Below are 11528 nucleotides of genomic sequence, written 5' to 3' on the forward strand. Positions count from 1 at the left end.
CTCTGCGCGAAGGAGTGCCCATGCGACCGGTCCTCGCGACCCGCCACGGCCTGGTCCGCGGTGTCACCGGCCCTGCCGGGATCGCCGTCTTCAGGAACATCCCCTACGCGGCCGCTCCCACCGGGCCGCTGCGCTTCGCACCGCCACGGCCGCCGGCCGCGTGGGACGGGATCCGTGACACCGACGCGTACGGCCCCACCGCGCCCCAGGCACCGTACCCGCCGCCGATGGACCGCCTGCTCCCCGAGACACTCGTCCCGGGCGACGACTTCCTCAACCTCAACGTGTGGACCCCGGAACCGGCCGGACGGCTGCCGGTCCTGGTCTGGCTCCACGGTGGGGCCTTCACCAACGGCAGCGGTTCACTCACCGGCTACGACGGCACCGCGTTCGCCCGCGACGGCGTCGTCCTGGTCACCCTCAACTACCGTCTCGGCGTGGAGGGTTTCCTGCACCTCGGTCCCGGCGACCCCGCACCGGCCAACCTCGGTCTGCTGGACCAGATCGCCGCGCTCGAGTGGGTCCGCGACAACATCGCCTCCTTCGGCGGCGACCCCGACCGCGTCACCCTCTTCGGCCAGTCGGCCGGCGCCATGAGCATCGGCGCCCTGCTGGCCATGCCTGCGGCCAAGGGCCTCTTCCACCGCGCGGCGCTGCAGAGCGGAGCGGCCCATCACGCGCTCTCCCCCGAAAGCGCCGCCCTGGTCGCCGCCCGCCTCGCGGCGATCCTCGAGGTACCGCCGACCCGGCCCGCCCTCGCCGCCGTGCCCGTCGACCGGCTGCTGGCCGCGCAGCTCCGGCTACGCGGCGAGATCTCCGCCCGCCCCGACCCGGCCCTGTGGGGTGAGGCGGCACGCAACCTGATGCCCTTCGAACCGGTGGTCGACAACGACACCCTCCCCCGCGCACCGATGGACGCGATCGCCGCGGGCGCGGCGGTGGGTGTCGACGTCCTGATGGGCTGCACCAGTGACGAGTTCCGCCTGTTCACCGTACCCTCCGGGCTGAGCGCTCTGGTGACCGACGAGCTCGTGGAACGCACCGCCGCCGAGTACGGCCTGCCGCCCGGGAGCGGCGTCGCCGCCTACCGCGCGGCCGTCCCCGGAGCGAGCCCCGGCGAGGTGTTCGCGGACATCGCCACCGACTGGTTCTACCGCCTGCCCGCGCTGCGGCTGGCCGAGGCCCAGACACGCCACGGCGCTCGCGCCTTCGTCTACGAGTTCGCCTGGCCCTCCCCCGCCTTCGACGGCGCGCTGGGCGCGTGCCATGCGCTGGACGTCCCCTTCGTCTTCGACAACCTGGCCGACCCGGCCTTCGTACCCCTGCTCGGCGACCACCCGCCGCAGGCGATCGCCGACAGCATGCACGCCGCCTGGGTCTCCTTCGCGACCACCGGCGATCCCGGCTGGCCCGCCTACGGTGCTCCGCAGCGGATCGTCCGTCGCTTCGCGGCGACGGCAACCACCGGTCACGACCCGCACAGCAGTCTTCGGACCCTGTGGGACGGGCTGCGCTGAGGGCACGCGCCGCCCGCCTTCACGTGGCTCGTTCACCTGAGAATCGACAGCACTGCGTCTCCTGGTGGCCGCAGCGTCACCGAGCCGAGGTGGCCGACGGGCTGCCCAGTTCCTTGATCAGCTGCCGGTACGTCGCGAAGGCCGGCTTGGGGGTGTAGTCGTCGCGCAGCAGGCCGAAGTGGTGGAAGAGCCCTTCGGCGTTGCTGTCGGCGTCCCGCAGCGCGAAGAGCGAGTAGCCGTCGATGTTCAGGTCGGAGGCGAGGCCGGCGACGGTCCGGATGACGGTGTCGAGCGTGGCGGCCTGTCGCTGCTCGGCGCGGCCGGGGCCGGTGGGCCAGCCGTTCTCGCACACGCGGATCGGGATGGTGTCCGGGATGCCGGTCTGCGGCAGGCTGGCACGGCGGAACGTTGTGAGCACCGCGGTGACCGCGCCGGCCAACTGGTCGGCGGCGACGGGCCGGAACACGTCCGGGAAGAAGTCCAGGCCGACGTAGTCCAGGCTCTGCCGGAAGCGTGTGTCGGCCAGGGTGCCGAGGTCGGACCAGAAGGTGTCGGACGGGTCGAAGGTCGGTACGGCGTTGAAGCCGACTGCGACATGGTGGCCGAGGGAGCGGGCCTCCTGTTTGGCGGCGATGACACCTTGGGCGAGCGCGTTCAGGACGTTGGGGGTGCTGCCGTCGACGGCGGGGAGGTTGAGGTTGGGCTCCTCACAGATCTGGACGGATGCCAGCTCGGGTCCGCCGGTCCGGACCGCCTCGCGGACGAACTCCGGCCAGCCGTCCAGATCGCCGGAAGGCTCGCGGAACTGCAGCACGAGGTCCAGGGTGCGCCCCCGTTGGAGGCAGGCACGCGGATCGGCGGGCGTTGGCGGCGGCGGTGTCACGGTGGCGGTGAACGAGCGGTAGGCGCGCACCGCCAGCGTGTCCGCGTCGCCTTGGAGTTCGTCGAGAGCCTCGTTGATGCGGTCCGGCTCGTCCGGTCGGACCGGATGGATGATGCCCTGGTCGTCACCCAGGATGCCGCCGGGATAGATACCGAAGGTCATGGCCATGAGCTCCCCCAAAAATCTTGGTGTCACACCAAATTTGTGGCGACACTACCATGTGAGACATGGGCCTTCGTGAAATCAAGAAACAGCAGACCCGCACGGCGATCGCCGATGCGGCCCTGCCGCTGTTCCTGGAGCACGGCTTCGACCAGGTCACGGTCGCCGAAGTGGCACGGCACGCGGGCGTATCCACCAACACCGTGTTCAACTACTTCCCCGCCAAGGAAGACCTGATCTTTGACCGCCAGGCCGAGGTCGAGAACCACCTCGCCGCCCTGGTACGCGACCGAACCCCGGGAACCTGCCCCATCGAGGCCGTCCGCGACGACCTGCTCTCCGCCCTGCGGCAGGACCACCCCATGCTCGGACTCCAGCCCGGAGCGCCCGCGTTCTGGCAGGTCATCGAGGACAGCCCGGCCCTGCGCGCCCGCGAACGCGAGATCGGCGAACGCATCGAGGCCGCCCTGGCGACGGCTCTGACCGAACATCCGCCGAACGCCGCAGACACACCCGGCGTTGCCGGCTACGCATTGCCCGTGCTCGTCGCGGGAGCCATCGCCGGAGCGCACCGCGCCGCTCTGCGCGAGCTCCGACGACGCATCATGTCCGGCAATCCGCCCGCGCCCGCCCGCGATGCCGTCGCCTCGGCGGCCCTCCAGGCATTCAACCTGCTCTGCTCCGGATTTCACGCAGGTGGAGGACGGGCGTCCCAGGAGCCGCAGTTCCCGCAGTAAGAGCGCCCGAAGCGGAGCCCTGCTGACAAAGGCGCGGCCGAAACCCGCGGGCAGTTCGATTCGCTCCCCGGTACCACCTTCCTCCCAAACCCTTGGTCATGTCCTGTCCATCTCTCAGACAGAGCCAGTCAGCGGTTGACTTCAAGGTTTGTCAGGACGAGCAGGGCATGCGGGAAGCGCGTGGCGCGGTCGGGTTGGTGCGGAGCTTGGTGAGGATCCGCCAGTTCTTGAGGTGGGCGAAGCCGTGTTCGACCGGTGCGCGTCCAACGGTGAGGACTCGGTTGGGGTTGTGGTCGTGGTACCCGCTGCCGGTGAGACGCCGGGTGGTTCCGTCGACGGCCGGTTTGCCGCTCACGGATCCCGGGGCTGTCAGATGCCCTTGAAGACCGGGGATCGGCGCTCGATGAGGGAGGCGATGCCTTCCGTGACATCAGCGGTCGCGAACAGCCGCGGCCCGACATCGTCGCGCAGGCCGGCGCCGGACGCCTCGATGTGTGCAGCCAGTACGGTGCGTGCGTCGGCCAGGGTGGCCTGCACGGCAAGCGGGGCCTGGGCGGCGATGCGGTGGGCCAGTTCCAGGGCGCGACCCAGTTCCTGGCCTGCCGGCACTACTTCCTGCACGATGCCCATGCGCCAGGCTTCCTGGGCATCGAACTCGTCGCCGGTGAGCAGGTAGCGCATGGCGTTGCCCCAGCCGACGCGGTGGGGCAGGCGTATCGTCGCTCCGCCGAGTGCCAGGATGCCGCGCGTGACCTCTTGCTGACCGAAAACCGTGTCGTCCGCTGCGATGCAGATCTCGCTGTTGAGGACGAGTTCCAACCCCGCGGTGAAGCAGCGGCCGTGGACGGCGGTGACGACGGGCTTGGTTGCGGACTCCCGGTACAGACCCCAGGGGTCACGTCCGCCCTCGGGGATGATGCCGTCGTCGCCGACGGCCAGTCTCGGTGCGAGGGAGGCCAGATCGAGTCCTCCGGTGAAATGCTTGCCGTTGCCGTGGATGACCGCGACGCGCAGGTCGGGGTTGTCCGAGAGTCGGGTGAAGGCACGGGACAGGCCCGTGATCATGTCCGCGTCGACGGCGTTGGCCTTTTCGGGCCGGTTGAGCGCGATGCGCAGGACAGGGCCGTCCTGCTCGACCAGTACCTTGACGGAAGCGGTGTGCGAGCCGCCCGTTGTCTGCTGCGTGGGTGCCATGTGGTTCACCGTAGGAAGCACGCTGGTGCGCGATGCGACATTGGCAGGGGAGTTTGCGACATGAAGATCGGTGTGGTGGCACTCGACGGATGCTGGGACTCAGGGGTCACTTCCGTGCTCGATGTGCTGCGGACGGCCGATGCTGCCCGGAAGCGCGTCGATGCCACGATCCCCGCGCTGGAGTGCGTGTTCGTGACCCCGACGGACGAACCGGTCCGCACGGCGGGTGGCCTGCTGATACCGGCGGGCCGCTTGATCGACGACTGTGTGGCCGCAGCGGATCTGGATCTGCTCCTCGTTCCCGCGCTGGCCGCGCAGAGTCCGGCGACCGTCGTCGACTTCCTGATGCGACAGGACGTCCGCGGGGTACGCACGGCGCTGCGGCGCTGGGCGGACGATGGCGGATCCCTTGCGGCGGCCTGCACGGGCACTTTCGTTCTCGCCGAGGCCGGACTGCTGGATCAGCGGCAGGCCACCACCACATGGTGGCTGGCCGATCTTTTCCGGCATCGCTACCCCGCTGTGCGGCTGGACATGTCGCGGATGGTGGTGAGCGATGCCGGCGTCGTCACAGCGGGCGCGGCCTTCGCGCACATCGATCTCGCTCTCGGTATCGTCGCGCAGGCCAGTCCCCGACTGGCGGCCGAGACAGCCGGCGCTCTGCTCATCGAGGAGCGTCCGACGCCGAGCACCAGGGCGATGTCTGACCATCTCGAGGATCATGATCAGTTGACCAGCGACTTCGAGGCATGGGCGCGTGCGCATCTGCACAGTCCGGTCGGAGTGGCTGACGCGGCGCTGGCCCTAGGAGTCACCCGGCGCACCCTGGAGCGTCGTGTCCGGGACCGGCTGGGAACGTCCCCCTACGCCTTCATCCGGTCGCTGCGAGCGGAGCGGGCGGAACATCTTCGTGTCACAACGGCGATGCCGACCGCGGACATTGCGCGGCAGGTCGGCTACCAGGACGCCACCACGGTGCGCCGGCTCCGGGGCGGCAGGCAGCAGTCCCCGAGATGATCAGGCGGCGCGCCCGTCGAGGCGATTGATTTCGACGGCCTGCCCCGGGCAGCAACGGCAGCTGCCGTCGAAGGCCAGGAGGATCTCGGCGGTCAGTGTGCCCCGGGAGCACCTGCGGCTCACTGACTCACACCGTCATGCGTACTCCTCGGTCATCCGCACTGCTCGGCGCGAGGGACCGCAGTGCATCGAGGCAGGCTCGGATCGCGGGCTCGTGGCCTGCGTCGATTCGGGTGACGATCTCGATCGTGCGAGCGAGCGTGGGGTCGGCCACCGGCCGCGCGACAAGCGTGGGCGGGAGGTGAACCGCGGCCATGCGAGGGAGGACGACAGGGTGGCCGCCGCTCGCTGCGAGGGCGATCATGGCGTTGAAGTCGGAGCAGGTGTGTTGTATCTGCGGGGTGAATCCCGCCGACCGGCAGGCCTGGAGGACGGATGCGCCGCAGGCCGTGTCCGCGGGGGCCATGATCCACGGTGTGTGCGCGAGGTCCCGCAACGCGATGGGAGATCCTTCTGCGGCGGCCGCGGGGTGATCACGCCGGACCACAGCGGTCAGCGGGTCGACATGCAACTGGTGGGTCCCGACGCCCAGGGGCACGGGATCAGCGAGGTTCGTGTAGCGATAGACCAGCGCGAGGTCGACGCGCCGCTGGAGCAGCAGGCGCACGGCGCGTTCGGGTTCGGCCTCGGTGATGTGCAGGCTCAGCCCGGGGTGGGCGTCCTCCAGCGCCTGGCTGAGCGGGGCTGCCAGCGGGACGAGGGCACTGGGGAAGGCGGCGAGGTGGAGTGGCCCGATCGGCTCCGCGGCATGGCTGCGCAGCTGGCGTTGCGCGCGTTCGAGGGCGTCGAGAACGTGCTCGGTGTCTTCGGCCAGCCGGTGCCCGGCGGGCGTCAGGTAGATGGACCGGCCCGTGCGTTCCAGGAGGCGCGTGCGGGTCTCCTCCTCCAGGAGCCGGAGCTGCTGCGAGACGGCGGAGGGGGTGACGGCGTGCAGTTCCGCCACAGCGGTCACGGTGCCGTGTGCGGCCAGATCACGCAGAAGGACCAGTCGTCGAACATCGAGCATTAGCTCAGCTTAAATGAATGATGTACCTGATGTAGCTGGACAGAAGCGACCTCGTGCGACGACGCTGGACGGCCTGTCCCACCCCGTTCAGCAGCATCAGGAGTCCCCCGCATGCGCGCCACCGTGATCCATGGACCGAACGACATCCGCATCGAGGAGGTCCCGGACCCCCGGATCCAGCACCCTGGGGACGCTGTGGTGCGTGTGGTCAGCGCATGTATCTGCGGCAGCGACCTCTGGGCCTACCGCGGGGTGGCCTCGCGGGTGGCCGGGCAGCGCATCGGGCACGAGTTCCTCGGCGTCGTGGAGGAGGTCGGCTCCGCGGTCACCGGTTTCGCTCCGGGCGACTTCGTGGTCGCGCCCTTCGTCTGGTCCGACGGCACGTGCGACTACTGCCGGCAGGGTCTGCAGACCTCCTGCCCGCACGGCGGGTTCTGGGGAGAGGTCGGCTCCGACGGGGGCCAGGGGGAAGCGGTCCGCGTGCCCTACGCCGACGGGACCCTGGTCGCACTGCCCCAGGACGCCGTCACCGACGAGAAGCTCCACCCCGGTCTGCTGGCCCTCTCCGACGTGATGAGCACCGGACACCACGCCGCCGTCTCGGCACGGGTCCGTCCCGGAGCCACGGTCGCCGTCGTGGGCGACGGAGCGGTCGGCCTGTGCGGCGTACTCGCCGCCCGCCGCCTCGGCGCCGACCGGATCATCGCGCTCGGCCGCCACCGCACCCGCACGGACATCGCCCGCTCGTTCGGTGCCACCGACGTCGTCGCCGAGCGTGGCGAGGCCGCGGTCGAGGCGGTCCGGGAAATGACCGGCGGCCAGGGCGCACACGCCGTACTGGAAGCCGTCGGCACCGAGGAATCGATGCGTACCGCCATCTCCATCACACGCGACGGCGGTGCCGTGGGTTATGTCGGCGTACCGCACGGCGGCAGCGCCGGTGTGGATATCGCTCAGATGTTTGACCGCAACATCACTCTGGCGGGCGGCGTCGCCCCGGCCCGCGCCTACATATCCGAGCTGCTCACCGACGTGCTGGCGGGCGTCATCGATCCCGCTCCGGTATTCGACCGCACCGTCGACCTCGACGGTGTGCCGGACGGTTACCGCGCCATGGACGACCGGTCGGCGCTGAAAGTACGCATCACCTTCTGATTGGTCCATAGGGGAACTTCATGAAGATCGTCATTGCCGGCGGGCACGGCCGGATCGCCCGGCGTCTGGGCCGCCTGCTCACCGCCCGGGGAGACAGCGTCGTCGGGCTCATCCGCAACCCCGCCCACAGCAGTGAACTGTCGGACGACGGTATGCAGCCGATCGTCTGCGACCTGGAGGCGGCAACGTCCGACGACGTCGCCGCGGCCCTGGCCGGAGCCGATGCCGTGGTCTTCGCTGCCGGCGCCGGCCCGGGCAGCGGAGCCGCCCGGAAACACACCGTCGACCATCGGGCCGCCGTGCTGCTGGCCGAGGCCGCCTTGCAGGCAGGGATCCGCCGGTACGTGATGGTCTCCACCCGCGGCGCCGGCAGTCCGCCCCCGGCTCACGCCGACGAGGTCTGGGCCGCCTATGTGCACGCCAAGACCGCCGCCGACGACCACGTCATGGCACAGGACCTCGACTGGACCATCCTGCGCCCGGCAGCCCTCACCGACGATCCTGGCACCGGCACGGTGCGTCTCACCGCGGAGCGGAGCGTGGGCCAGGTCACCCGCGACGACGTCGCCGAGGTCCTGGCCGCCCTGCTCGTCACACCTGTCACCGCAGGGCTCGTCCTGGAACTTGCCCAAGGACCTGATCCCGTCGCGCAAGCGGTGGCACGTGCCGCGCACAACCGCACGGGCGCCCCATGCCCGTGACACCTTCCCTCGAAGCGCCCCTCAGCAAATGAAGATCACCGAAGATCCGGCCTACCCGCGGTAGCAAGTGCGGGGTTCGCGGTGAGCGGTCCGGGTGCGGTGCAGGCCCGGACCGACCAGCGAAGTTGCCGGCCGCGGCTCAGGCGCCGGTTGCCGCGGAGTAACGGGCGGCGACGTCTTCCCAGTTGACCAGGTCCCACAGCTTGGTGACGTAGTCCGGACGGACGTTCTTGTACTGCAGGTAGTACGCGTGCTCCCAAGCGTCGAAGACCAGCAGCGGGGTGGTGCCCTGGCCGACGTTGCCGTGGTGGTCATAGACCTGCTCCACGATCAGCCGCTTGCCCAGGGGCTCCCAGGCGAGCACGCCCCAGCCGGAGCCCTGGACGGAAGCGGTCGCGACGGTGAGCTGCTTCTTGAATGCTTCGAAGCCTCCGAGGTGTTCGTCAATGGCGTCGGCGAGGGCGCCGTCGGGCCGGTCGCCGCCGTCGGGAGAGAGGTTCTGCCAGAAGATCGAGTGCAGGACGTGGCCGGAGAGGTTGAAGGCGAAGGTCTTCTCCAGCCCGACCAGCGAGGTCGGGGTGATCCGGTCCTTGTCCCGGACTTCGGCGATCTGCTCCAGGGTGTCGTTGGCGCCCTTCACGTAGGCGGCGTGGTGCTTGGCGTGGTGCAGTTCCAGGATCTGCCCGGTGACGGCCGGTTCCAGCGCGGCGTAGTCGTAGGGCAGGTCGGGAAGCGCGTATGTGCCCATCAGGCGCGTCCCCTTTCCGCGTGGGTGATCTTCCGGGCACAGCCTATGCTGTTATTGCCAAGAGGTTGCAACAACTAAGCATGTGCATCAATATAGGTGGTGGCGGGGTCGGCCCGTCAGTCTCCGGTGCCAGAACGCCTTCCGTCCGTCGGCGTGTCCTTCCTGGAGAGTGATCGTCTTCTCACCCGGCGTCCGCCGGTTCCGGCCGGCCCCGCTCGTTCGCGGCCTGGCTCTGCCGGGAGGACAGACAGCGCTCTGGTCCTGGCCAGGGAGGCGGTCGGCGGTCGGTCCGGAATGGAACGGCCGCCCTCATGCAGAGGGCGCCGTCCACGCCGCCTCGCTGCCGAATGCTTTCGAGCCCGCGGGCGCCGCCTCGCACGGCCCGATGAACGCCGTTGCCGATCAGGCGGATTTGTGGCGGGCGCCGCCCTCGATGTGGATCGTCTCGCCGGAGACGAAGCCCGCACGCAGGAGCCACATCACCGTGTCGACGACGTCGTCGGCTTCACCGTGCCGTCCGACGAAGGTCCCGTCCGCGCTCCTGCTCAGCAAGGCCGCCTTCTTGTCACCGAGGCGATCCCACGCGCCCGAGTCCACGACACCGGGCGAGACGGCGTTGACCCGTACCGGCGCCAGATCCGCCGCCAGGTGGCGCGCGGCGTACTCGACCGCACCGTTCGTGACGCCCTTGACGAGGGATCCCCGCCCAGGGCGCCAGCCCACCACACCGGAGAACAGCACCATCGACCCGGTCGGCCGCAGGACCGGCGCAAAGTGCTTGGCCACCAGCATCGGGCCGACCACCTTCGCCGTGAACGCGGCCAGCAGTTTGTCGCGGTCCAACTCGGTCGCGCGGACGTCGTGCGGCGCCGATCCGGTCGTCACGATGTGGTCGATTCCGTCCTTCAGCCGTTCCGCCGCGGCCGCGAGCGTCGACTCGTCCTGCAGATCGACCCGTACCGCTGTGGCACCGATCTCGCCCGCCAGCACGTCGGCCGCGGCCAGATCGCGGGCACCGACAACAACCTCGTACCCGTCCTTCGCCGCACGCCTCGCGACCGCCGCGCCCAGCGCCCGTGCACCGCCGATGACCAGGATCCGTTCCATGTCTCTCGACTCCCTTCCGTTAGGATCGAGCACCACGGTATGGATTTGATACCGGTATCTTCAACGGAACCGGGAGCAGCGATGGGCAAGGCATACAACGTCATGGCAGCGACCTGCCCGAGTCGCACGGTGCTGCACCGAATCGGCGCCCGCTGGACCGTGTTCGTCGTCAACGCCCTCGACGACGGACCTCGCCGCTTCAGCGAACTGAAGGGGCATATCCGGGGCATCACCCCGAAGGTCCTGACCGAGACCCTGCGCTCTCTGGAGGCCGACGGTCTGGTCAGCCGCCACGCGTACGACGAGAACCCGCCCCGCGTCGAATACGCCCTGACGCCCCTGGGCCGCTCTCTGCTCATCCCGCTGCGCGCCGTACGACTCTGGGCCGAGAAGCACGTCCCGGACATCGAGGCGGCCCGATCCCGCCGACCAACGCTCTGACCCATGAGTCCACTGCCGGCATGAACCCGGTCGCGGCCGTACAGCGTCTACGGAAAGGCTCAGGCGGCGGACGGCCACCCGGATTCGGCCGCAGGCGGGTGCAGGGCCACACCGACGCTTGACCTCAACCAGACTTGAACTTCTAGGTTCCTTCCGGAGCCGCAGGAACCGACCAGCGGTGCCTCTCCAGGAGGTTCGCCATGACCGAGCGCACAGCCCATATCGAGATCCCCGACCGGTACCGATATGCCGTGATCCCGCACATAATGGTCGACGATGCCGCCGCGGCGATCGACTTCTACCAGCGGGCGTTCGGCGCCCGTGAGGACTTCAGGATCGATGCTCCGGGCGGCGGAATTCTGCACGCCGAGATCACCATCGGACGGTCGGCCCTGATGCTGGGCGATGCCGGCGTGGACGAGGCGGAGGAAGCCTCCTTCGCCGCACCGACCTCGCTCGGCGGAGGTACGTCCGTCACGCTGCACGTCTTCGTGCCGGATGTCGACAGCCTGGCGGAGCGCGCAGAAGCCGCCGGCGCCGAGATCCTCCAGCCTCCGAAGGACATGTTCCACGGTGACCGCACCGTCATCCTCAAGGACCCTTCGGGGCATATTTGGGTATTTCTGACCCACGTGGAGGACGTCTCGCAGGAGGAGCTCCGGCGCCGCCTGACCGCAGTTGGCTGACTCCGGCGAGGGCGGCACCCGGGGTGGCTCCACAGCGATGCAGAGCCACCCCGTCAGGTGTCCTCTCGTCCGAACGTCACCCGGACGCGATTCACTTCGTGCGCGTCCCCGCGT

The 11528-nt window shown here is 69.7% G+C and carries 13 protein-coding genes; 7 read left to right on the plus strand and 6 right to left on the minus strand.

All coding sequences use genetic code 11. The features are described from left to right. Positions 1 to 20 precede the first annotated feature (20 nt). On the plus strand, positions 21 to 1517 hold the full coding sequence (locus ABT085_RS10080; RefSeq protein ID WP_351604213.1) for a carboxylesterase/lipase family protein: 1497 nt from the start codon (positions 21 to 23) through the stop codon (positions 1515 to 1517). Between the two features lie 76 nt (positions 1518 to 1593). On the opposite strand, the gene ABT085_RS10085 is transcribed toward ABT085_RS10080, so the two are convergent. Continuing rightward, positions 1594 to 2562, minus strand: coding sequence for a hypothetical protein (locus tag ABT085_RS10085; RefSeq protein ID WP_351604215.1), 969 nt, complete (start codon positions 2560 to 2562; stop codon positions 1594 to 1596). Positions 2563 to 2627: 65 nt separating this feature from the next. Here ABT085_RS10085 and ABT085_RS10090 point away from each other — a divergent pair, with 65 nt between their 5' ends. Beyond that, positions 2628 to 3299: a TetR/AcrR family transcriptional regulator gene (locus ABT085_RS10090; protein WP_351604217.1), complete on the plus strand. Its 672-nt coding sequence runs from the start codon at positions 2628 to 2630 to the stop codon at positions 3297 to 3299. A gap of 151 nt (positions 3300 to 3450) precedes the next feature. Here the strand turns inward: ABT085_RS10090 and ABT085_RS10095 are convergent, their stop codons facing one another. Both ABT085_RS10095 and ABT085_RS10100 read right to left on the minus strand, forming a co-directional pair. Next, on the minus strand, positions 3451 to 3654 hold the full coding sequence (locus ABT085_RS10095; protein ID WP_351604219.1) for a hypothetical protein: 204 nt from the start codon (positions 3652 to 3654) through the stop codon (positions 3451 to 3453). A gap of 14 nt (positions 3655 to 3668) precedes the next feature. Next, positions 3669 to 4493: a crotonase/enoyl-CoA hydratase family protein gene (locus ABT085_RS10100; protein ID WP_351604221.1), complete on the minus strand. Its 825-nt coding sequence runs from the start codon at positions 4491 to 4493 to the stop codon at positions 3669 to 3671. Positions 4494 to 4553: 60 nt separating this feature from the next. Here ABT085_RS10100 and ABT085_RS10105 point away from each other — a divergent pair, with 60 nt between their 5' ends. Beyond that, positions 4554 to 5510, plus strand: a complete 957-nt coding sequence (locus ABT085_RS10105) for a GlxA family transcriptional regulator (RefSeq protein WP_351604223.1) — start codon at positions 4554 to 4556, stop codon at positions 5508 to 5510. A gap of 127 nt (positions 5511 to 5637) precedes the next feature. Here the strand turns inward: ABT085_RS10105 and ABT085_RS10110 are convergent, their stop codons facing one another. Then, a complete protein-coding gene (locus ABT085_RS10110) occupies positions 5638 to 6576 on the minus strand; it encodes a LysR family transcriptional regulator (RefSeq protein WP_351604225.1) in 939 nt (312 codons plus the stop codon). A 111-nt stretch (positions 6577 to 6687) separates the two neighbouring features. Here ABT085_RS10110 and ABT085_RS10115 point away from each other — a divergent pair, with 111 nt between their 5' ends. Both ABT085_RS10115 and ABT085_RS10120 read left to right on the plus strand, forming a co-directional pair. Further along, positions 6688 to 7731: a zinc-dependent alcohol dehydrogenase family protein gene (locus tag ABT085_RS10115; RefSeq protein ID WP_351604227.1), complete on the plus strand. Its 1044-nt coding sequence runs from the start codon at positions 6688 to 6690 to the stop codon at positions 7729 to 7731. Positions 7732 to 7751: 20 nt separating this feature from the next. Continuing rightward, positions 7752 to 8432 carry an NAD(P)H-binding protein gene (locus ABT085_RS10120; RefSeq protein WP_351604229.1) on the plus strand — a complete coding sequence of 227 codons (681 nt, stop codon included), beginning with the start codon at positions 7752 to 7754 and terminating at the stop codon, positions 8430 to 8432. Between the two features lie 139 nt (positions 8433 to 8571). On the opposite strand, the gene ABT085_RS10125 is transcribed toward ABT085_RS10120, so the two are convergent. Continuing rightward, entirely contained in the window at positions 8572 to 9180 is a 609-nt protein-coding gene (locus tag ABT085_RS10125; protein WP_351604231.1) for a superoxide dismutase, read from the minus strand. 402 nt (positions 9181 to 9582) lie between these two features. Beyond that, entirely contained in the window at positions 9583 to 10287 is a 705-nt protein-coding gene (locus ABT085_RS10130) for an SDR family NAD(P)-dependent oxidoreductase (RefSeq protein ID WP_351604233.1), read from the minus strand. Between the two features lie 81 nt (positions 10288 to 10368). Between ABT085_RS10130 and ABT085_RS10135 the strand changes: the two genes are divergently transcribed. Further along, a complete protein-coding gene (locus tag ABT085_RS10135; protein ID WP_351604235.1) occupies positions 10369 to 10728 on the plus strand; it encodes a winged helix-turn-helix transcriptional regulator in 360 nt (119 codons plus the stop codon). A gap of 200 nt (positions 10729 to 10928) precedes the next feature. Further along, complete coding sequence (locus ABT085_RS10140) at positions 10929 to 11414, plus strand: VOC family protein (RefSeq protein ID WP_351604237.1); 486 nt, start codon at positions 10929 to 10931, stop codon at positions 11412 to 11414. Positions 11415 to 11528: the final 114 nt, after the last annotated feature.

This window comes from Streptomyces sp. NPDC002265 (assembly GCF_040296125.1).
GTDB lineage: Bacteria > Actinomycetota > Actinomycetes > Streptomycetales > Streptomycetaceae > Streptomyces.

Excerpts from the sequence above, each read along its gene's own strand:
- ABT085_RS10080 (WP_351604213.1), top strand. The coding sequence starts at position 21 with ATGCGACCGGTCCTCGCGACCCGCCACGGCCTGGTCCGCGGTGTCACC.
- ABT085_RS10085 (WP_351604215.1), bottom strand. The coding sequence starts at position 2,562 with ATGACCTTCGGTATCTATCCCGGCGGCATCCTGGGTGACGACCAGGGC.
- ABT085_RS10090 (WP_351604217.1), top strand. The coding sequence starts at position 2,628 with ATGGGCCTTCGTGAAATCAAGAAACAGCAGACCCGCACGGCGATCGCC.
- ABT085_RS10100 (WP_351604221.1), bottom strand. The coding sequence starts at position 4,493 with ATGGCACCCACGCAGCAGACAACGGGCGGCTCGCACACCGCTTCCGTC.
- ABT085_RS10105 (WP_351604223.1), top strand. The coding sequence starts at position 4,554 with ATGAAGATCGGTGTGGTGGCACTCGACGGATGCTGGGACTCAGGGGTC.
- ABT085_RS10110 (WP_351604225.1), bottom strand. The coding sequence starts at position 6,576 with ATGCTCGATGTTCGACGACTGGTCCTTCTGCGTGATCTGGCCGCACAC.
- ABT085_RS10115 (WP_351604227.1), top strand. The coding sequence starts at position 6,688 with ATGCGCGCCACCGTGATCCATGGACCGAACGACATCCGCATCGAGGAG.
- ABT085_RS10120 (WP_351604229.1), top strand. The coding sequence starts at position 7,752 with ATGAAGATCGTCATTGCCGGCGGGCACGGCCGGATCGCCCGGCGTCTG.
- ABT085_RS10125 (WP_351604231.1), bottom strand. The coding sequence starts at position 9,180 with ATGGGCACATACGCGCTTCCCGACCTGCCCTACGACTACGCCGCGCTG.
- ABT085_RS10130 (WP_351604233.1), bottom strand. The coding sequence starts at position 10,287 with ATGGAACGGATCCTGGTCATCGGCGGTGCACGGGCGCTGGGCGCGGCG.
- ABT085_RS10135 (WP_351604235.1), top strand. The coding sequence starts at position 10,369 with ATGGGCAAGGCATACAACGTCATGGCAGCGACCTGCCCGAGTCGCACG.
- ABT085_RS10140 (WP_351604237.1), top strand. The coding sequence starts at position 10,929 with ATGACCGAGCGCACAGCCCATATCGAGATCCCCGACCGGTACCGATAT.